Origin of the sequence: Kosakonia sp. PSU_27 (assembly GCF_039409795.1) — a bacterium.
Classification (GTDB): Bacteria; Pseudomonadota; Gammaproteobacteria; order Enterobacterales; family Enterobacteriaceae; genus Kosakonia.
In genome coordinates this window covers 608,757-627,629 of sequence record NZ_JBCIVK010000001.1, presented here as the reverse complement: position 1 = coordinate 627,629, position 18,873 = coordinate 608,757, and the positions used below count along the sequence as shown (strand labels likewise).

Here is an 18,873-nt window from a genome sequence, read left to right as displayed (position 1 = left end):
AAATTAGCTCTTAGGCGTTCGACCGCGGGTCCACGGGTTAAACGCTGGTTCGTCTGATTTGGCCGGGGCGCGCTCTTCCAGCGATTCGAGATACAGCGCCTCAACTTCCGCGCGCGCCCAGGGCGTGCGTCGCAAAAATTTCAAACTGGATTTAACGCTTGGATCGTTTTTAAAGCAATTAATATTGATGCGTTTGCCGAGTTCGAGCCAACCGTAGCGGGCAACCAGCGCGTTAACCTGCATTTCAAGCGTCACGCCATGCAAAGGATCTTTTGAAATATGAACGACCATGTGAAGTCCGGTTTTCGGGAAAAGTTTTGCGGAAGGTTACAAGAAAGCCCGCTAAGCGTCACGGGCTTTGCGCCGCTAAACGTTACCGCCCAGACAGGCACAGGCGACTTTCTGCGTTCCGGTCACCTTGAGTAAGGCGGACTCTCAGCGTGACGGTACTAGTGGAAAAAGGGAGAAAGTGGCGGGTGATTGCTCTTGAGGTAAGTGCTGGCAGACGCGCTGCCAGCACTGAGCGTTGCCCGCGTGCGGGGCGCGTTAACCGCCGTTATTCTAACAAGTTACGGTGTAACATTTTCACGGCGCTGTCAGCGCATTCTGCGGGGAGCAGGAAGCAAAGATTATGGCTGGAGGCGCCGTGGCAAATCATCCGCACGGAATGGTTTTCCAGTTCGGCGAACACCTCTTTGCATACCGCCGGGGCCTGCGAGAGCGTGTTACCAATAAGCGAGACTAACGCCAGACCGGTCTCGATTTCGACATGGCAGTGCGATGACAGTTCGGTAAGCAGCGCAGTAGTCAGTGTGTCCGCTTCACCGGACGTAGAGCCGGTGGAGTTGAGGATAAGCGCAATGCTGGCTTCCGAAGTTGTCACCAGATCCATCGCCACATCATGACGCGACAAAATGTTGAACATCTCGGCTAAAAAGCGGTGTGCCGGCTGCGCATCAATGCTGGATAACTTTAACAGCGTTTGCTGGCGACGAACGGCCAGCGCACGGTAACGCGGCGGTTCGTGCGTGTCACGGCAGACCAGCGTTCCGCCCGCGCGCGGCTGGGCGCTTGAACCGACAAAGACCGGGATATTTTTACGCATCGCGGGCAACAGTGTTGCCGGATGCAGCACTTTCGCGCCGAAGGTCGCCATTTCACTGGCTTCAGAAAATGAGAGCGTATCGATGCGTTTTGCCTGGGCAACGATTCTGGGATCGGTTGTATAAATCCCGGCGACATCGGTCCAGATATCCACTCGCGCTGCCTGCAACGCTTCCGCCAGCAATGAAGCAGTGTAATCACTGCCGCCCCGACCGAGCGTGGTGGTTTGCCCCGCCGCGTCGCTGCCAATAAAGCCTTGCGTGATCACCAGCGACTGCGCAATGCGCGGGCGCAAATGCTTTTCCACCCGTTCTGCAATCTCGCTTATAACAGGTACCGCGCAGCCGAACGTGTCGTTCGTGCGAATCACTTTGCGCGCGTCAAACCACTGCGTTTCGACGTCGCGTTCGCGCAGAACCTCCACAAACAGCAGGGAAGACATCAGCTCCCCGTGGCTCACCAGTTCATCGCACAGCGCGTCTGACCGGGAATCAACGGCCATGGCCGCAAGATGGCTGATATTATCGAGCAGGCGGTCGATCTCCTGGCCGATGGCTTCTGGCTGTTTCAGGCGAGAAATAATGTTGTATTGCAGGGTGCGCAGGGTGTCGATCTTATCTTGTCGAACGCTGCTTTCCAGACCGCCTGAAAGTTCAACTAACAGGTTGGTGACGCCAGCGGAGGCAGATAAAACAACCAGACGAACGTCTTTATCAGCAAGGACAATGGTGGCGCTGCGGCTCATCGCGTCAAAATCGGCGACACTGGTTCCGCCAAATTTGGCAACGATGGTGTGTGGATAAATGCGAGTCATAACAATCTCATATCAGGGCGCCATAATTTTAATGGCATGAAAATTTTCATTCTCGGCATAAGGGAAGCGTGCTTCGCCTTACGAAATGTCCGCCCGCGAACATTTCTTTTTACAACCCAGGATTCTGCTCCCGTTGTCGATAACCTGTATTGCCTCTCACGAGTTACCGGGTGTGATACGCATTAATGATTAAATAGATGCTTCCTTTTTTTCGCCTCAGGGTTTTTATCGCGGGGCATAGTAAGTGATTTAACTCGCTGAATCGATATTTTCCTCAACATTTGCAATAAACCAATGGAAAATATCATGATTTATTCAGTGCTTGCTGGCGGAGTTTGGCTTAAATAACGTTCTAATAACATAAAAAGAGCACAAATATTAAAAAGCGAGGCTTATCATGGCATTGTTTCCGATGCTGCCTGGAATATTCTTGTAACAGAATTGGTTACAATTCATGCTGAACAATCCCCACGCATAAATATTTTTTGTCATTGATTTTTAAAGAAAATGACATAAATAGCCTGACAAAATAAAAGATTGAGTCCGCTGCTGAAAACACATATATTAGCCGCGTTTTTTACAAGCCCCCTTAAACCCTTATTCAACCCGGTGTTAAATCAACCCAGGTTGTAGGAGAGATATGATGACGGATAAAGTCCGTATTGATTCTTTGAGTGCTAAATCATTCCCGCAAAGCAATGAGACCTTTTTAGCAAGACAGGCCGAATTTGAATCCAATGTCAGAAGCTATCCGCGTAAATTGCCGTTAGCGATTGCCAAAGCGCAGGGCGTCTGGATCACCGATGTTGAGAATAATCAATACCTTGACTGCCTTGCAGGCGCCGGTACTCTGGCGCTGGGCCATAATCATCCTGATGTGATTCAAAGCATCCAAAGTGTCATTACCAGTGGCTTACCGTTACATACGCTCGACCTGACCACGCCGTTAAAAGATGAGTTTTCAGAATATCTGCTCTCTTTGCTGCCGGGTCAGGGCAAAGAATATTGCCTGCAATTCACCGGGCCTTCCGGCGCGGACGCCGTGGAAGCGGCGCTGAAGCTGGCGAAAAAAGTGACCGGTCGTTCCGGGATTATCAGCTTCTCTGGCGGTTACCACGGCATGACGCACGGCGCGCTTTCCGTGACGGGCAACCTGTCGCCGAAAGAAGCGGTAAACGGCATGATGCCGGAAGTGCAGTTTATGCCTTATCCGCACCAGTATCGTTGCCCGCTGGGTATCGGTGGTGAAGCCGGTGTCAAAGCGCTGACTTACTACTTCGAAAACCTGATCAACGACGTTGAAAGCGGCGTGCGTAAACCGGCTGCTGTGATCCTGGAAGCGGTGCAGGGCGAAGGCGGCGTGAACCCGGCGCCGATCGAGTGGCTGCAGCGTATCCGTAAAGTGACCCAGGAACACGGCATTATGTTGATCCTGGACGAAGTGCAGGCTGGTTTCGCCCGTACTGGCAAACTGTTTGCCTTCGAACACGCCGGTATTGAGCCGGACATCATTGTGATGTCCAAAGCGGTCGGTGGCGGTTTGCCGCTGGCGGTACTGGGTATCAAAAAACAGTTCGACGCCTGGGCGCCGGGCCACCATACCGGTACCTTCCGTGGCAACCAGCTGGCGATGGCTACAGGCCTCACTACGCTGAAGATCCTCAAAGAAGATCGCATTGCCGATAAAGTGGCAGAGCAGGGCGAATGGCTGAAAGGCAAACTGGCTGAAATGCAAAAACGTTTCCCGGTTATCGGTCACGTTCGTGGCCTGGGCCTGATGATCGGTATTGAGATCGTTAAGCCGCACGAAGCGCAGGATCACATGGGTTGCTACCCGGCAGACGGCGAGCTTTCTGCACTGTTGCAGAAAAAATGCTTCGAATCAGGGCTGATCCTGGAGCGCGGCGGTCGTGGCGGTTGCGTACTGCGCCTGCTGCCTTCGCTGCTTATCAGCAATGCTGAGCTGGAAATTTTCCTCGATAAATTTGAAAACGCGCTGCTGAGCGCTGGCGTGAAGCCTGTTTAATCGGAGTAAGTGAGCGAATGTCTGATTTAAATCCGATTCTCTCGGGTTCCGCGCAAAGTATTGCTGCCTATCAGGAAGCCATTGAGCAGAGCACGCTAGCTGTGGTGCAGTGGCTCAAGCAACCTGAAATGTATCAGGGCAAGACTGTCGCGGAATTACGTGAGCGCATCAATTTAGAATTCACGTCTCAGGGCCTGGGCAACCAGGCCGCTATTGAGCGCGCCGTTGAGTATTTCCTTAAAGACAGCTTGTCCGTGCATCACCCGCAGTGCGTGGCGCACCTCCACTGTCCGAGCCTGGTAATTAGCCAGGCGGCGGAAGTGCTGATCAACGCCACGAACCAGAGCATGGATTCGTGGGATCAAAGCCCGTCGGCAACCATCATCGAGATGAAACTCATCGAATGGTTGCGCGCACAGGTGGGTTATCCGGCCGGTGACGCAGGTGTGTTCACCAGCGGCGGGACGCAGAGTAACCTGATGGGCTTGATGCTGGCGCGCGATGCCTTTTTTGCACGCCAGGGTCACTCCGTTCAGCAGCACGGCTTAACCGGTAATCTCAGCAAAATTAAAGTGTTATGTTCTGAAAATGCACACTTTTCAGTGCAGAAGAACATGGCGCTGATGGGGCTGGGTTACCAGTCCGTGACGCTGGTGAAAACGGATGCGTTTTCGCGCATGGATGTTAACGATCTGGCGCAGAAACTGGCCGAGGCGAAAGCCAACGGTGAGCAGGTAATGGCGATTGTTGCTACCGCCGGCACCACCGATGCCGGCGCGATTGATCCGTTAGCAGACATCGCCGCGCTGGCCGCTGAACAGCAGATTTGGGTTCACGTTGATGCGGCCTGGGGCGGCGCGTTGCTGCTCTCTGAGAAGTATCGCCATTTCCTCAATGGCCTTGAGCTGGCTGATTCCGTGACGCTGGATTTCCATAAGCAATTCTTCCAGACCATCAGCTGTGGCGCGTTCCTGCTGAAAGATGCGCGCCATTATCAGTTGATGCGTTACCAGGCGGCCTACCTGAACTCTGACTTTGACGAAGAGCAGGGCGTACCAAACCTGGTGTCGAAATCCTTGCAGACAACGCGCCGTTTCGATGCGCTGAAGCTGTGGATGGGTCTTGAAGCGCTGGGTAAAAAGCAGTACGCCGAAATTATTGATAACGGCGTCACCCTGGCGCAGCAGGTGGCGCAATTTGTTGGCGAACAGCCGCAGCTGGAACTGGTGATGCAGCCGCAACTGGCCAGCGTATTATTCCGTTTCTGCCCGGAAAAGGGTGATACGGCAAGTGTTGCGTTGCTGAACCAGCGTATCGGCGATGCGCTCTTGGCCTCCGGGAGCGCCAACGTTGGCGTAACGGAAGCGGACGGTGTGACCTGCCTGAAACTGACGTTGCTGAACCCGACCGTTTGTCTGGAAGACGTCAAAGTTCTGCTGGCAAGTGTGGTTGCCTGTGGTCAACAGTTACAGAACGTCTGATTCGTCTCGCAAATAAAAAAAGCCGACAGCAGCAATGTTGTCGGCTTTTTTATTGTCTGCAAAACGAGTCCCGGTGCGTCACTCTTCGTCTGGCGCAGCGGGGTCGGGTTCCCAGGAAATAATGTCACATGGCCTGCGTTGTTGGGCTTTCGATCGGCTGGCAAATTGCGCAGCACTTTTCGTTGTTCTGAAGCAGGTACCAGGAGTGAACAAACAGCGCAGTAAATCCAGGACGCAAGGAGATGCTGCGCTGCTGGCAACGGTGTCGTTTTCAAACCACAAAACTCATCACGACTAAGCGCCGGGCAAAACCAGACCTATGTAAGGTGAAGGTCGCGAATCGACAGTGCGCTGCAAAAAGAGGTGAGTGTAGCGGGATAGCTAGCTCAGGCAAGACTGGCCTTGGCCTTGGGTTATCTGGTTGTACTTAATTTAACATAATATACATTATGCGAACTAAGGTGGTATTAGACAGAATCCAGCGGTTTGCCATCATCATTGCCGTGGTCATTCAGCTATCTCTGTTTTTCTTGCCTTAGTGCTTACGCTGTTACAGCCTTCATTCCGCCATGGGCGTCCCCTGATGAAAGCGCATCTGCCATCGACCTGGCATTGTTTTACACGCCTCCCACAACGATGTCCGCAATGTTTGCTTCGTCATCTGGCCTTGTCCGTCGAGGATAAAACTTCGATACGTCAACAATGCATAACCGTTGTTGTGCATCGACAATGCAAAATCATCTGACGCGATCGGCTCAGCGTCCTCATCTGCCAGTGCAGCAATCACTTGTTCTCTGCTGTATCGTTTACCGGATCGGCCAACCTCAAAAAAATCATGGTGTAAAAGTCTCTCGACAATGTCGGGCTGGCAGCGAATGTCAGGATCATGAAGCTGCTGTTCATATCTCACCAATATCGCCAGTAACGCATCTTCTTTGTTCATCGTCTTTTTCCCGGCCTGTTTGCATCACACATTTTTGAATGCATCGCTATGCACAAATTTTATTCGGATTATTCTTGATTGCTTACAAGGTTGAGCTCTTTACTCTTAAAATCTCAATGACATGAGAACATTAGCAGGCGTTTATCCTAAGCGTTATCCCTCAGAAGCATTGCAATTAGTTTTGCAACGCGAATTGATGAATGCCATAACAAACTCTTCTGCATTTATCGGCAGTGCGATTTCTGGCACCATTAGAAACCCACAGAATATAACGCAATCCGGTAAATATATTTTTGGTTTAATTCAGTCATTTTCATTTACAGGAAGTAATTGACCCGGCAATGATGAAATATATAAGAAAAAGTCTTGCGTTAAGTAATGTTATCGCAAAGAAAATAGCGACTAACGATCCACAACAACTTGAGTTGATAAAGGATCGGCTTAAAAGTCGTTTCGGTGTGCCTGTTGGCATGCATATGGCAGGTATTCCTTTAGGTATCAGTATGATACTTGCTATTTTTTGCTACGCCATGCCGCAGGTTTCTCTGTGGATGATTATTTTCAACTGGCTATCCATACCTGAATATAAAGTGCTGGTCGGCGTTTTCTTTGCAGCGGCTGTTTATTGTGTGCTGATGATGACCACCACGTTGTTTACCGCGCGTGGATCTCTGGCGGGACTGAAATCTCACCTGTTTATCATTGCGCTGACGGGCGTAATGGTCATTCTGTATTTTATTTCCGCCTTTTTCTCACTATTATTTGGCGCTGTGAATAATTACACGCCGCAGATAACATCAGTGCTGGGATTAGTCTTCTTCTTACTGAATGTTAAATGGATAAATTCCTCACTGTTTTACCGGTCAATCGCGCTGTCGTTACATAACCGAGTCTGGCGTAAACAATTAAAAGCAGAGGCGCGGCAAGCGCACATACTCAAACGCTAACGGCGTTCACATGGGGAAATGCTTTCACTTCCCCTTCTCATCCGGCACTAATCGCCTGCACACTCCCAGCATAAACTGGCGCAGCCAGCGATGCGCGGGATCGACTTCTGAACGTGGATGCCACAGTTGAGATACGGTAATGGTGCGCGTTTTTACCGGCAGCTCAAACATTGCCACTCCCTGCCTGGACGCAGGACTGAGAAGAAAAGAGGCCGGGATAAGCGCGATAAGATCGGACGCACGCGCCACGGCTAACGCCGCAGGAAAACCCGGCACCACAGCGGCGATTTTCCTGCGCACGCCCTGCTCTGCCAGCCCTTCATCAACCGGACCGCTTGTTAACCCCCGACGCGACGCCACGACATGGCCCCAGGCGACATACTCGTTGATCGTCACCTCATTAAGTTGCGCCAGTGGATGCGTATCCCTGACGACGCCGACAAAACGGTCTCTGAACAGCGCCTGCACGCGAATTTCTGGCCCCATTTCGCTCAGCACGCCAATTTCCAGATCGACCCGTCCTTCCCGCAAGGCACTGGAGCCCTTCTCTGGCTTTGGCGTAAACCGCAGCATCACGCCTGGCGCGACCGCCGCCATTTCCGCAATCAGCGTTGGGCCAAACGCTTCAACAAAACCATCGTTGGCGCGCAGGGTAAACATCTGCTGCAGCGAGGCAATATTAAGCTCGGGTTGCGCGGGTCGCAGCAACGCCCGCGCCTCGAAAACGGCGTTCTGCGTGCGTGTCTGAAGCGTTTCTGCATACGGCGTCAGCACCATATTGCGCCCGGCGCGTACTAATAGCGGGTCGCCGGTGGTTTCCCGCAGACGGCTAAGTGTCCGGCTCATCGCCGAGGCGCTCAGACCAAGCCGCCGCGCTGCCGCCGCCACACTGCGCTCGGCGATCAGCACATCCAGGGCAAATAACAAATTCAGATCGGGTTCACTCATCGTTTTCGTCCGCAACAGAAGGTTCAGATATGGCGTTTGCTGCAACGTATTAATGCAAATGCTGCGCCTTCCGCCATATATCCCGCGAAATTATAGTTACCGCAAGCACAAAATCAGTAGAGGTTGTTTATGACACTATTTTTGGATAAACCCGGTGATGAAGGATTGCCCGGACGCGAGCGGTTGATGGCCATGGTTGCGGTGATGACCAGCACCACAATGGCGGTGTTTGATGGCTCGATGGTGAATATCGCCTTGCCGCAAATTGCGCGGGCGTTAGATGTAACCGCCGCGGAAGCTGTTTGGGTAGCGAATGGCTATCTGCTCTCCGCCGCCATGACGCTGGCAATCTTTGCTGCGTTAGCGGCACATATTGGCTTTCGCCGATTATTCGCCGCCGGGCTGGGGCTCTTCACGCTGGCCTCGCTGGGCTGCGCACTGGCGCAATCGCTGGAGACGCTGGTCGCGATGCGTATCTTGCAAGGGATTGGTGGGGCGGCAACACTCAGCATTGCACCGGCGATTTTGCGCTCGGTCTTTCCCAATCGATTACTGGGGCGCATCCTCGGAATGAACGCGCTGTTAATCGCCTCCAGTACCGCTATCGCGCCGGTACTGGGCGGCACGCTGCTGGCAACGTTGAGCTGGCAATGGTTATTCGCCATTAACCTTCCGCTGGGCATCATCGCCCTGCTCTTCACATTACGGGTGATCCCGACTGCAACCACCGCGTTGCGCGGGCCCTTCGATACGCCGGGGGCGCTGCTTTCCGCTCTTATGCTGGGAGCGATGGTAATGGCATCAAGCGCCATTTCCCGTTCCGGATCAGGGCTTACCGCGTTGAGTTATGGGCTTGTTGGTCTGGCTGCCGGGGCATTGTTTGTTTTGCGTCAGCGCCAGGCACTGCAGCCGCTGATGCCGCTGACGCTTTTTGCCTCGCCGCGTTTTTCGCTGGCGGCACTGACATCGCTGGCCTCTTTTATCAGCCAGGGAATGACGTTCGTCGCCCTGCCGTTTCTGTTTCAGAGCGTATATGGTTACAGCGCGCTGACGTCGGCGCTGCTGTTTACCGCCTGGCCTGTTGGCATCATGCTGGTTGCGCCCCATGCCGGGCGGCTTGCCGACCGCTACGCACCTTCGTTGATTGCCACCGTTGGTCTGTGCCTTTTCGCGGTGGGGTTAATTTTGCTGGCGCGGTTACCGCATGATCCGCCGGTGTGGGATATCAGCCTGCGCAGCCTGATCTGCGGTATTGGCTTCGGTTGTTTCCAGAGCCCGAACAATAAAGAGATGATGGCGAACGCCTCAAGGGAGCACAGTGGTTACGCGTCCGGCGTGCTGGCGATTATGCGCACGTTTGGCCAGTGTCTTGGCGCGGCGCTGCTGGGTGGGATACTTTCGCTCTATGCCCCTTCCGGCAATGTGGAGCAGGAGGCTTTTGCGGTCCGGCTTGGCTTAGGGCTGGCCGCTGCGGCAACACTTCTGGCGATCCTGTTTAGCCTGAGCCGCATCCGGCAAATATCTTCACCGCCGCTTTAGCGAACGCGTTGCGCCAGCCATACGGTATGCCCGGCGCAGTGCGGATCTTCCTGAACCATCCCGATAACCTCGAAACCGTGATTTGCTAATAACGCGCGGTATTCGTCAGGTGCGAGACTGGCATGGAACAACGGTTCACCGGCAAACTGCCCCATTGCGATCCCGTGATCGGTTCCGCTGGTGAACATTAACGCGCTGCCCACATGGCTATGTTCGGCAAAACGAGCGAACATGTTGCGTTGATCCTCATGCGTCAGGTGAAAAAAACTGTCCCAGGCCAGCAGCCCATCGAAGGTTTCACCGAGCGACAGGTTGCGCATATCCTGCAGGATCCAGCGCTGAGCGGGAAACTGCTGGCGCGCGCGGTCCAGCATTGCGCTTGCGCCATCAACGCCGGTGAGTTGAAAACCCTGGCGGATAAACCAGCCCGCAATCGGCTGACCGTTACCGCACCCGACATCGACAATGTTGCCTGCAACCGGCAGCAGGCTGGCGAATTTTTCCAGCCAGCCTTTTTCGAAAAGCGCCTTTGAGCGCTGCTCAGCAAATGTCCGGGCGTGACGTTGATAGATAGAAAGAATATGTTGTGCGGCGCTGTTCATGTTGATCTCGCGTTAAGCCAGGGACCCGGCGCATACGGGTGTGATGAGAAGCAAAATGCCCGCGCTATTCCAGCATGCCTTTGAGCTTTGCCAGCAAATACGCGGTGACGGACGTTGCATCGCTGATCTTTCCTTCACACATCAACGTCTCAAATTCTTTCAGGGTAATTTTGCGCGTCGTCAGACCAAACTCTTCGGGATCCAGTTCCTGCTGCTGATGCACCAACGCTTCAGCAAGGAAAATATGGTAACCCTGGCTGGAGTAGCCTTGCGCCAGCTTCTGGTACCCGACATGACGTATCTTTCCTGCCACCAGCCCGGTTTCCTCGCGCAGTTCACCGGCCGCCACATGCAGCGGATCCGCCTGCGGCGCGCATTCCCAGGCGCCTTGCGGCAGTTCAATAGTGTGCTTACCCAGCGGATAGCGGAACTGCTCAACCACATACAGGCTGTCACCTTCGCGGGCGATAATCACGACAAAATCAGCTTTCTCAACAACGGAGTAAATACCTTCGTTCCCATCTGCCCGCAGGATTTTGTCTTCGCGCAGACGCATCCATTTGTTGCGGTACACTTCGGTTGTGGCAAGCGTTTTAATCGCCGACATCACGGCTCTCCCTGTTTGACCTCAGGCGTGAAGAGTAACATGTGAATAGCGTAAGCGGGGGGATCTATTTGGCGCAGGAATAGGTTTCAGAGAAATCGGCGGTGGAGAAACAGAGGGGATATTAACATTAATATCCCCTTTGCAATGTCGGCTTATGGCACGCCATCGCAATTACAGGCTGCGCCGCCCTCGCCCGCCTGGCACAAGATCTGGCACATGCAGTTCCAGTCTATTTCGCCGTTCACTTCACACTCCGTCTGGCTGGCGGCGAAGACATTCATTGATAAACCAAATAATAAAATGGAAAGTAAGGCACGTATTTTCATAAAAAGTCCCTTTCTGTGATGAATCATGAAATAAAGCCACGCGATAGCGCAGCCTTATTATTATAGGAGATGTTTTATGACGGGATGTTAATTAAGTTATTTATTTTAATAGGAGTTTTCTCCTCATCAATCCATTCTGTGAATAAATGCTCTTTATTTATTAACAGGGAAATTATATTCCATTTCAATACAGCGTAATTCCGCACGCGCCAGCGCAGAGGGATAAATACTTTCCCGCACTATGACAAACCCCTGCTTTTGATAGAAACCACAGGCGTTGGGCGTTGATGCCAGCGTGATGCGCCGCAAACCGCGCTGCGCCGCTTCCTGTTTAATGGCTGCAATTATCTGTGTCGCCAGCCCCTTTCCTTCCCACTCCGGCAACGTGAAAATGGCCTCCACGCTGGCGTTGGCGAGATCGAGAAAACCCGTGGCGACCGGCTGGTCATTTGCCGTGGTTGCCACATAAAAAGGGTTATTGGCAATCATCGTACGCTGACTTTCCGGCATTTTATCCGGAGTCCAGGCGGCGATAACCTTGTCCTCATAAACGCCTTTGCAACCGTGGCGGATAGCCTGGTTACGGATGTGCCAAATAACTTCTGCTTCTTCAGGCTGTGCCCGTCTGATCGCCATATTCCTTCCCCTAAATGCCACCACTCAGTCTAAGATTATTCTTATTTTTACTCTTGGACACCGTCAACGAAGCGCCCTTGCGGAGGGTTAACGGTACGATATATAAATTAACAAGCGGTTAAAATACATGCAACATTCAGTGATTTATAACAAATTTCATTCGAAAGTAATGCGCTAAACGTTGCCCCTTTTACCGGGCGTATATTCTTCACGCACTGGCACAAAAAGCCTACAGCATATAAGGAAAAGATCAGTTATTTCATCCAGTTAATTTTTATGTTATCAGTATCTGCCTGCATAGCTTACGGCCTGCTTTCTGGCATGCGCCCTACCGAGGCTGATAGATAATGGAACCTCTCGTATATGTTGTCGATGATGATAATGCCGTCAGACAATCAATTGTCCGGCTACTGGCAGCAGAAGGTTACCGCGCCATTGATTTCGCCTCTGCGGAATCTTTTCTCACCCACCCGCTGGTTTCCGTACCCTCTTGTTTGATTCTGGATTTGAATATGCCGGTCGCGGACGGTTTCGATGTCGCCAGCGCGTTAAAAGATCGCGGACGCGAATTGCCGATAATCTTTCTGACCGGTTATGGCACCATTCCGTTGACCGTGCGGGCAATGAAAGCCGGGGCGCGTGAGTTCTTAACGAAGCCGGTAGAGTCCGAACGCCTGCTGTCGGCGGTCGCTGACGCGCTGACGGTGGCGGCGCAAGATTTCGAGCAACAACAGGAAAACTTTGCTCTCAAGCAGCGCCACTTATCCCTGACGCCGCGTGAGCAGGAAGTTTTTGAGCTGGCGATCAGTGGCTTGCTTAATAAGCAGATTGCGGCGGAATTGGGTGTCAGCGAAATTACCGTAAAAGTCCATCGCCGCCGGGTGATGGATAAAATGCAGGCCCGCTCGCTGGCGGATCTGGTGCATGCCGCAAGTCACCTGCATATCGCCAAATCCCGCAGCCGCTAATCCGCGGACACCGGCAAGGTAAAGGCAAACACGCTGCCGAATGGTAGCCTCGACTTCGCCGTTAGCTTGCCTTTATGCCGCTCAATAATGGCATAACTGATGGTCAATCCCATGCCCATGCCCTGCGCTTTGGTGGTATAGAACGACTCAAACAGCCGCCCCTGCACTTCTGCACTCATCCCGCTTCCGGTATCCGCAATCTGGCAAATCACCTCTTGCGGGTTCTGCGTCAGCGTTGAAAGCGTTAACACGCGCGGGCGCGAGTCGATATCCGCCATTGCTTCAACGGCATTCATCACCAGGTTAAGCAGCACCTGCTGGATCTGTACGCTATCGCCATAAATAAAGCTGTTATGCGCATCAAGGGCATACTCAACAGCGATCTGCCGCCGCGCCAGCTCGCTGCGGGAAAGGGTCATGATATGGCGCAGTAAGAAATGCAGATCGATGCGCTCAAACACCGGCTCCTGCCTGCGCGTCAGCGATTGCAGGCTACGGATCACCTCTCCGGCGCGCTGCCCTTCGCTGATAATCTCCTCCAGACCAACGCGCACATTATCGACCGGGATCGGTGAGCGATTAAGCCAGCGCAGGCTGGCACCGGCGTTAGAGACAATCGACATTAGCGGCTGGTTAATTTCATGGGCAATCGATGAGGTTAACTGCCCGACGGTGGTGGCGCGCGACACCCGCGCCAGCTCGGCCTGAGCGACGCGCGCGGCATCTTCGCTCTGCCGCTGGGCGGTAATATCGGTAATGGTGCCAAAATATTCATGCACCTCATCACCGGAAGAGACCGGATCGCCGATGCCGAGGATATACCGGCACTCGCCATCGGTGCGGATAATGCGAAACTCCGCCTGCATGGTGAGACCCTGCGCGACACTGCGGGTGACCAGCGCGCTGATATGCGGATGATCGTCCGGGTGAACAAAGGTTAAAAACTCGGCCATGGAGATCAGTTTGCGCTTCTCGTCCAGCCCGAGGATGCGCGCATACTCATCCGACATATGCATCAAATCCTGTTCCAGTTCCCAGCGCCAGGTTCCGGTGTGACTGATTTGTTCGCCCAGCATCAGCGAGGTCTGGCTGGCGCGCAGCTCTTTTTCTACGCGCCGACGCTGCATGTTCTCTTCCACCAGCTTGGCATACAGCCGCGCGGTCTCCAGCGACACCGCAGCATGTGCGCCAAGCAGGTTCACGACGCGAGACTGGCCTGCGGTAAACATCTCCGGCATCAGGCGGTTTTCCAGATATAACACCCCCACCAGCCGCGCCTGTTTGAACATTGGCACACACATTACCGCCGCCCCGGAAGAGACAAGATACGGATCCTGGCTAAACGGGCTGTACTCTTCCGGCCGGCCGGTGCGGATCTCTTGTCCGGTGCGGATCACGGCCGCCAGCACCGATAACGGCATATCTGTCGCCAGCGGCATCTCTTTGATCACCCGCACCAGTACGCCCTCTTTACTGGTGTGTGCGCTGGCTTCGATTTCCGGAATGTTGTCATCAAGTACGCGAATCAGTAAGCCGCGCTGCGCACCGGCACGCTCCAGCAACATGGTCATCAGGATCTGAATCAGCCGTTCGAGGTTGATCTCCTCTGATAAGGCGCGGGAGGCTTTGATGATACTTTGCAGATCGCGGATTTCATCGTTCTGCGCAAAGGAGATGGTGTCATAGGGGGTACTTTCCACGGGCGTGAAAAGATGGGGATGCTCCTGCTGCAAATGGCGGACTTTGGCCTGCGCCCCGACGCGTCCCCAGGCGGCCATCGCGCCGCGAAAATACGCGTCGGCTGCGGTCTGGTATCCACAGGAGAGCGCAAAACGCCCGGCCAGTTCATGCGCCAGCGCATTGCTGGGGTTAAAACCGGCTTCGCGGGACAGCGTAATCGCCTTCTCATACTGTTCGAGCGCGATGCTGTTCATGCCGTCAAGGCGCACGATTTCCGCGTAAACCAGCGCTTCTTTATCGCTGAAGGTTCCCGGATTGACGCGCGCCCAGCGGGCGATTTTATTGTAGTGCTGGTTCAGCCGCAGGCGGTGCTCAGCGGAAAACGTCTCTGGCGTTAACTGCATCGACAGCGCAAGTGCGCTGTAAAGGTGATAATCCAGCAGACTGATATGCCCCGGTGCGGACCAGGCATGTTTCCCCGCCTCTTTCAGACACGATTCCGCGCGGGAACAGGCCCCGGTGAAAAAGTGCGCCATTCCGCGATAGAGCCAGAACCAGAACAGCATGGTGGCAGGCGGCGTCGGGGGCAGCAGCGATCGGGGGAGGATCGCTTTGCCGCTTAACATGCTATCCGGCTGTCGCAGATACTCGACAAAGTGACGTTGTAACAGCAGCAGGTGATCCATGTCCGAATACTGGGTTTCACGAATAAAAGCCAGACCGCGATCGATATGGCCTAATACCGTGTCGAGGTGATCGCCGCGACTCATGGCGTTGATCACCTGGCGAAAAGCGGCAAAACAGGCAATGGTCAGATCGCCATGCGCAACGGCCGCGGTAAAGCAGGCGTTAGCGCATTCCACGCTTCGTGATAGCGGTTGTGTCCAGACACAGCTACGCCCGAGCGGCACCAGGGCTTTCGCGGCAAATTCATGTAAACCGTGGCGCGTCACCAGCTCCTGCGCCAGAACGCTGTAACGGTAGCCCAGTTCATACTCTTCATAGCGTTCACCGAGCAGTACACCAAACCAGGCCAGTGCCGAGGTGGATGCGCCGGTCAGCCCACGTTCGAGCGTCAATTGTAGCATTTGGCACAGCAACAGGAAATGCAGGCGCGGGCAATTAAAGCTGGCATACAAACTGGCGCTCGCCAGCAGGTTCATCAGCGCGTCGGTTTCCTGATGATTCATGCGCGGCAGCGCAGTAAACAGATGCGCGGGATTATCTCCAACACGCGCATGCATCTCCTGCCACGCGTGATCACAGGCTGCATCGTCAGGATAACGGCTGAGGTGAATGCCAAACACGGTCAACCAACAGAGCGTTGTTTCCAGCGCCAGCTGATAACCGGACTGGCGAATATGCACTTCTGCCAGCAATGTCGCGGCCTGCGCTTTTTCCGTGAGCCCGCCAGGCGAGGCCAGTAACCGTTCGCACAGTCCGCGCGCGGTTGACAGGTTACCGAGCAAAAACTCACAGGCGGTCTCCTCCAGCGACAGCGCAAAGTCATGCCCTGTCCCGGTGCGAAGCCACTGCGCGAGATGTAAATAGCTCAGGGCCGACGTGTAGTCGCCGGTATGTTTTGCCCGTCTGGCGGCAAGCAGGCTAAGTTCACTGAAGTGCTGGCGTTGCGGCGGCAAAATGTCGTCGGCCGCGGCATTAATGTGGTGAATTGCGCGAAACAGCAGCTCATTGCCCGGGGCTTCGGCTGCCGTTTGCGCCAGTAGTGTGGCCGTGGCCAGATGCAACTGGCGGCAATATGCAGGTTCCAGCAGCGCGCAGGCCGCTTCGTGAATGCGCTCATGGGTAAAGGTGTACGCGGCGGCGTTAAGCGTGACCAGTTGTACCGTAAGCGCAGGATGCAGACGGTAATGCACCTCGCTGGCAGAAAGGTTCAGCACACGGCTTATTAAGGTGATATCCCCCGCGCTGCCAAGACAGGCCATGCTCCCGAGCAGGATGCGCGTTTCAGGCGGCATTTGCGCCAGCTGCTGGAGCAGCAGATCGGGGACGTTTTCACGGTGGTAGCGGGTGCTAATCGCCGCCAGATCATACTGCCATTTGCCCTGGTAACTGTTATGGCTCACCAGACCGTCTTCGGTAATGCGCTTAAAGAACTCATGGACGAACAGCGGATTGCCGCCGGTTTTTTCATGGATCAGTTTTGCCAGCTCAAGGGTGGATGCCGGGCGCGTCTGAAAAACGGTCGCCAGCCAGCGCGAGATTGCTTTCGCCGAACGCGGTTGCGGCACACACTCAATTACCCGGCTGGCGGCGCTACGCAAGCGGGCCAGCGCGGTGGCAAAAGCCGGATCGTCTAACGAGGCAACGTCGCGGTGTGAAACCACCATCAGCAGCGGCAAGGCATGGCTGTGCTGTAACAGGTATTCCAGTAAATGCAGACTGGCGTCATCGATCCAGTGCAGGTTATCGATAAGGATAATCAACGGGCAACCTGGTGTGGCAAAGACATTCACCAGCCGCAGCACCATGTGGTTGAAGCGCGCGCGTGAATCGAGTGACAAGGTGTCGACAAACAGCACGGGTTTACTGTTAATCAGCAGACCCAGCTCCGGCGCGAGGCTCACCGCCAGCGCTTCATAACCGGTGAGCGCACTGCTGAGCCGCGTCTTCCAGCGCGCCACTTCCTCAGCGGGTAACCCCAGTAAATGCAGCGCCAGCGAGCGGAAAGCGGCCGTCAGCACACCCAGCGGCAGAATCGACGAGTTTTGTTCCACCTTCCCGAGCGCGATAAGCGACGGGCGACTCTGAAAGGCCTTTAACGACGAGGCCATCAGCGACGATTTCCCCATCCCGACAGGACCGCTGATGGTGACCAGCGTTTGCGTACCGCTTTGCACAACCGCATCCAGCGCGTCTGCCAGCGATTTGGCCTGCGGATGGGCGCGATACAACGTGTTAGCAAAATGCAGCGCCGGTGAGCGATCCTGCAGACCTGGCGTAAAGGCGGCTATCTCGCCATCGGGCGTTAATGTCGCCTGGCAGCGGCGCAAATCCGCCATCAGCCCATCGACCGTCTGGTAACGTTTTTCCGGCGACTTTGCCAGCAGCTTCAGCACAATGGTGGAGAGCATCTCCGGCACCCCGTCGCGCAGGCTATGCGGCGGCGAAGGTTCAGAGGCGATGTGGTGCAACACCCATTCCGCCTGCCCGCCTTCGCTGAGATCGAACGGCAATGTGCCGGTCAACAGCTCATAAAAGACAATCCCCAGACTGTAGAGATCGCTGCGGTTGTCCACGGCGTGGTGGGTGCGCGTGGTGTGCTCCGGTGACATATAGGCCAGCGTACCGCCGGAGAGCGGCAGCCAGTTCTGCGCCGGTTCCCCGACGGTACTGGTCGTCAGTCCAAACCCGCCCAACCGGCAGCCTTCATCGGTGAGAAAAATATTGCCGGGTTTAATATCGCCATGGATCAGGTTGCTCTGGTGCATCTGGCGCAGCGGCGTGCAGATGCGCAGGGTCAGTTCAAGCCAGCTGGCGATACACGCCATCGGCTGGGTGATCATGCGGGTGAGCGGTTTAAAGGCAAATGTGGGGTAAACCAGCGCAACGCGGCCGTGATACTGCGTGCTGGCCACCGGTTTTACCGCCCAACGGCTATCAAGCTGCTGGCGCAACGCTAATTCGTTGTTCAGCAACTGGCTGGCGCGCGGCTCGGCATCGTCGCTTACCGCCGTGGCGAGAATAAACGCATCGCTCGCCCACGGGTAGTGGGCATTCATCCAGACAATGCCGCCCTCCTGCGCCAGCGGCGTGTAGATAGCATCATCCTGCAGCGTAAACGGTTGGTTTTCGGCCAGCATCGGCGGCCAGGGGGGTGATTTTGCGTTTCCGGTCATGGCGTCTCTTCACCTCCCGCCAGCGTGCGCGAAATATGATCAAGCAGCATGTCGATATCGATCGGTTTATGCAAAAAAGCAACGGCACCGGGTTGCCCCGCGAACCGTTGCCAGGTTTCATCGTCGTGACCGGAAATAAATATCAGCGGCGGCGGGCACGGGTTACATTGCAGTTTCTCGTACAGCGCCGCCCCGCTCATGCCTTTAAGTTTAATATCGGCAATCACCAGTGCGGTTTGCCGCTGCGCGCTACCATCGTTGAGGAAGGCCTCGGCGGACGCGAAGGTCAGCGTGGCGTACCCCGCCGATTGTAGCAAATTGCTTAACCCGCTACGCACGGACGGTTCATCATCAACAATGGCAATACGCAGGGTGTGCGTCATGGTTATCCT

General features: G+C 54.7%; 15 protein-coding genes and 1 pseudogene. 6 read left to right on the top strand and 10 right to left on the bottom strand.

Going from position 1 to position 18,873, the window contains the following annotated elements; genetic code table 11:
• Nucleotides 1–3 precede the first annotated feature (3 nt).
• Nucleotides 4–291 carry a VF530 family protein gene (locus AAIG26_RS02945; protein WP_343179603.1) on the bottom strand — a complete coding sequence of 96 codons (288 nt, stop codon included), beginning with the start codon at nucleotides 289–291 and terminating at the stop codon, nucleotides 4–6.
• A 265-nt stretch (nucleotides 292–556) separates the two neighbouring features.
• Nucleotides 557–1,918 (bottom strand): lysine-sensitive aspartokinase 3, encoded by a 1,362-nt coding sequence (lysC, locus tag AAIG26_RS02940; RefSeq protein WP_343179602.1) that lies wholly within the window; start codon nucleotides 1,916–1,918, stop codon nucleotides 557–559.
• Nucleotides 1,919–2,558: 640 nt separating this feature from the next.
• Between lysC and AAIG26_RS02935 the strand changes: the two genes are divergently transcribed.
• Nucleotides 2,559–3,944, top strand: coding sequence for a diaminobutyrate--2-oxoglutarate transaminase (locus AAIG26_RS02935; RefSeq protein ID WP_016496095.1), 1,386 nt, complete (start codon nucleotides 2,559–2,561; stop codon nucleotides 3,942–3,944).
• 17 nt (nucleotides 3,945–3,961) lie between these two features.
• Nucleotides 3,962–5,425, top strand: coding sequence for an aspartate aminotransferase family protein (locus AAIG26_RS02930; protein WP_343179601.1), 1,464 nt, complete (start codon nucleotides 3,962–3,964; stop codon nucleotides 5,423–5,425).
• A 559-nt stretch (nucleotides 5,426–5,984) separates the two neighbouring features.
• On the opposite strand, the gene AAIG26_RS02925 is transcribed toward AAIG26_RS02930, so the two are convergent.
• The gene (locus AAIG26_RS02925; protein WP_343179600.1) at nucleotides 5,985–6,368 is read right to left on the bottom strand and encodes a DUF4440 domain-containing protein; all 384 of its coding nucleotides are present in this window, start codon (nucleotides 6,366–6,368) and stop codon (nucleotides 5,985–5,987) included.
• 133 nt (nucleotides 6,369–6,501) lie between these two features.
• On the opposite strand from AAIG26_RS02925, the pseudogene AAIG26_RS02920 reads away from it, so the two are divergent.
• Nucleotides 6,502–6,702: pseudogene (locus tag AAIG26_RS02920) on the top strand (hypothetical protein); the annotation flags it as partial.
• A 7-nt stretch (nucleotides 6,703–6,709) separates the two neighbouring features.
• A complete protein-coding gene (locus AAIG26_RS02915; RefSeq protein WP_343179599.1) occupies nucleotides 6,710–7,315 on the top strand; it encodes a hypothetical protein in 606 nt (201 codons plus the stop codon).
• 24 nt (nucleotides 7,316–7,339) lie between these two features.
• On the opposite strand, the gene AAIG26_RS02910 is transcribed toward AAIG26_RS02915, so the two are convergent.
• The gene (locus AAIG26_RS02910; RefSeq protein ID WP_343179598.1) at nucleotides 7,340–8,263 is read right to left on the bottom strand and encodes a LysR family transcriptional regulator; all 924 of its coding nucleotides are present in this window, start codon (nucleotides 8,261–8,263) and stop codon (nucleotides 7,340–7,342) included.
• Nucleotides 8,264–8,392: 129 nt separating this feature from the next.
• Between AAIG26_RS02910 and AAIG26_RS02905 the strand changes: the two genes are divergently transcribed.
• Nucleotides 8,393–9,802 carry an MFS transporter gene (locus tag AAIG26_RS02905; protein ID WP_343179597.1) on the top strand — a complete coding sequence of 470 codons (1,410 nt, stop codon included), beginning with the start codon at nucleotides 8,393–8,395 and terminating at the stop codon, nucleotides 9,800–9,802.
• Here the strand turns inward: AAIG26_RS02905 and AAIG26_RS02900 are convergent.
• From AAIG26_RS02900 to AAIG26_RS02885, 4 genes are all read right to left on the bottom strand, one after another.
• Nucleotides 9,799–10,404, bottom strand: a complete 606-nt coding sequence (locus AAIG26_RS02900; protein WP_343179596.1) for a class I SAM-dependent methyltransferase — start codon at nucleotides 10,402–10,404, stop codon at nucleotides 9,799–9,801. The two genes, AAIG26_RS02905 and AAIG26_RS02900, sit on opposite strands and share 4 nt — an antisense overlap.
• A 64-nt stretch (nucleotides 10,405–10,468) precedes the next feature.
• Entirely contained in the window at nucleotides 10,469–11,011 is a 543-nt protein-coding gene (locus tag AAIG26_RS02895; RefSeq protein ID WP_160270286.1) for an NUDIX hydrolase, read from the bottom strand.
• Nucleotides 11,012–11,163: 152 nt separating this feature from the next.
• Nucleotides 11,164–11,337 carry a hypothetical protein gene (locus AAIG26_RS02890; protein WP_016496088.1) on the bottom strand — a complete coding sequence of 58 codons (174 nt, stop codon included), beginning with the start codon at nucleotides 11,335–11,337 and terminating at the stop codon, nucleotides 11,164–11,166.
• A 153-nt stretch (nucleotides 11,338–11,490) separates the two neighbouring features.
• A complete protein-coding gene (locus AAIG26_RS02885; protein WP_343179595.1) occupies nucleotides 11,491–11,973 on the bottom strand; it encodes a GNAT family N-acetyltransferase in 483 nt (160 codons plus the stop codon).
• 347 nt (nucleotides 11,974–12,320) lie between these two features.
• On the opposite strand from AAIG26_RS02885, the gene AAIG26_RS02880 reads away from it, so the two are divergent.
• On the top strand, nucleotides 12,321–12,941 hold the full coding sequence (locus tag AAIG26_RS02880) for a response regulator (RefSeq protein ID WP_343179594.1): 621 nt from the start codon (nucleotides 12,321–12,323) through the stop codon (nucleotides 12,939–12,941).
• On the opposite strand, the gene AAIG26_RS02875 is transcribed toward AAIG26_RS02880, so the two are convergent.
• Together AAIG26_RS02875 and AAIG26_RS02870 are read right to left on the bottom strand one after the other, a co-directional pair.
• Nucleotides 12,938–18,481 (bottom strand): AAA family ATPase, encoded by a 5,544-nt coding sequence (locus AAIG26_RS02875; RefSeq protein WP_016496085.1) that lies wholly within the window; start codon nucleotides 18,479–18,481, stop codon nucleotides 12,938–12,940. The genes AAIG26_RS02880 and AAIG26_RS02875 overlap by 4 nt on opposite strands.
• Nucleotides 18,478–18,864, bottom strand: a complete 387-nt coding sequence (locus AAIG26_RS02870) for a response regulator (RefSeq protein WP_045508422.1) — start codon at nucleotides 18,862–18,864, stop codon at nucleotides 18,478–18,480. The genes AAIG26_RS02875 and AAIG26_RS02870 overlap by 4 nt, the downstream gene beginning before the upstream one ends.
• Nucleotides 18,865–18,873: the final 9 nt, after the last annotated feature.

Bases quoted from the DNA above. Each gene is read 5' to 3' on its own strand.
- AAIG26_RS02870 (WP_045508422.1), bottom strand. From the start codon at position 18,864: ATGACGCACACCCTGCGTATTGCCATTGTTGATGATGAACCGTCCGTG.
- AAIG26_RS02945 (WP_343179603.1), bottom strand. From the start codon at position 291: ATGGTCGTTCATATTTCAAAAGATCCTTTGCATGGCGTGACGCTTGAA.
- lysC (WP_343179602.1), bottom strand. From the start codon at position 1,918: ATGACTCGCATTTATCCACACACCATCGTTGCCAAATTTGGCGGAACC.
- AAIG26_RS02915 (WP_343179599.1), top strand. From the start codon at position 6,710: ATGATGAAATATATAAGAAAAAGTCTTGCGTTAAGTAATGTTATCGCA.
- AAIG26_RS02895 (WP_160270286.1), bottom strand. From the start codon at position 11,011: ATGTCGGCGATTAAAACGCTTGCCACAACCGAAGTGTACCGCAACAAA.
- AAIG26_RS02885 (WP_343179595.1), bottom strand. From the start codon at position 11,973: ATGGCGATCAGACGGGCACAGCCTGAAGAAGCAGAAGTTATTTGGCAC.
- AAIG26_RS02875 (WP_016496085.1), bottom strand. From the start codon at position 18,481: ATGACCGGAAACGCAAAATCACCCCCCTGGCCGCCGATGCTGGCCGAA.
- AAIG26_RS02890 (WP_016496088.1), bottom strand. From the start codon at position 11,337: ATGAAAATACGTGCCTTACTTTCCATTTTATTATTTGGTTTATCAATG.
- AAIG26_RS02905 (WP_343179597.1), top strand. From the start codon at position 8,393: ATGACACTATTTTTGGATAAACCCGGTGATGAAGGATTGCCCGGACGC.
- AAIG26_RS02880 (WP_343179594.1), top strand. From the start codon at position 12,321: ATGGAACCTCTCGTATATGTTGTCGATGATGATAATGCCGTCAGACAA.
- AAIG26_RS02925 (WP_343179600.1), bottom strand. From the start codon at position 6,368: ATGAACAAAGAAGATGCGTTACTGGCGATATTGGTGAGATATGAACAG.
- AAIG26_RS02935 (WP_016496095.1), top strand. From the start codon at position 2,559: ATGATGACGGATAAAGTCCGTATTGATTCTTTGAGTGCTAAATCATTC.
- AAIG26_RS02910 (WP_343179598.1), bottom strand. From the start codon at position 8,263: ATGAGTGAACCCGATCTGAATTTGTTATTTGCCCTGGATGTGCTGATC.
- AAIG26_RS02900 (WP_343179596.1), bottom strand. From the start codon at position 10,404: ATGAACAGCGCCGCACAACATATTCTTTCTATCTATCAACGTCACGCC.
- AAIG26_RS02930 (WP_343179601.1), top strand. From the start codon at position 3,962: ATGTCTGATTTAAATCCGATTCTCTCGGGTTCCGCGCAAAGTATTGCT.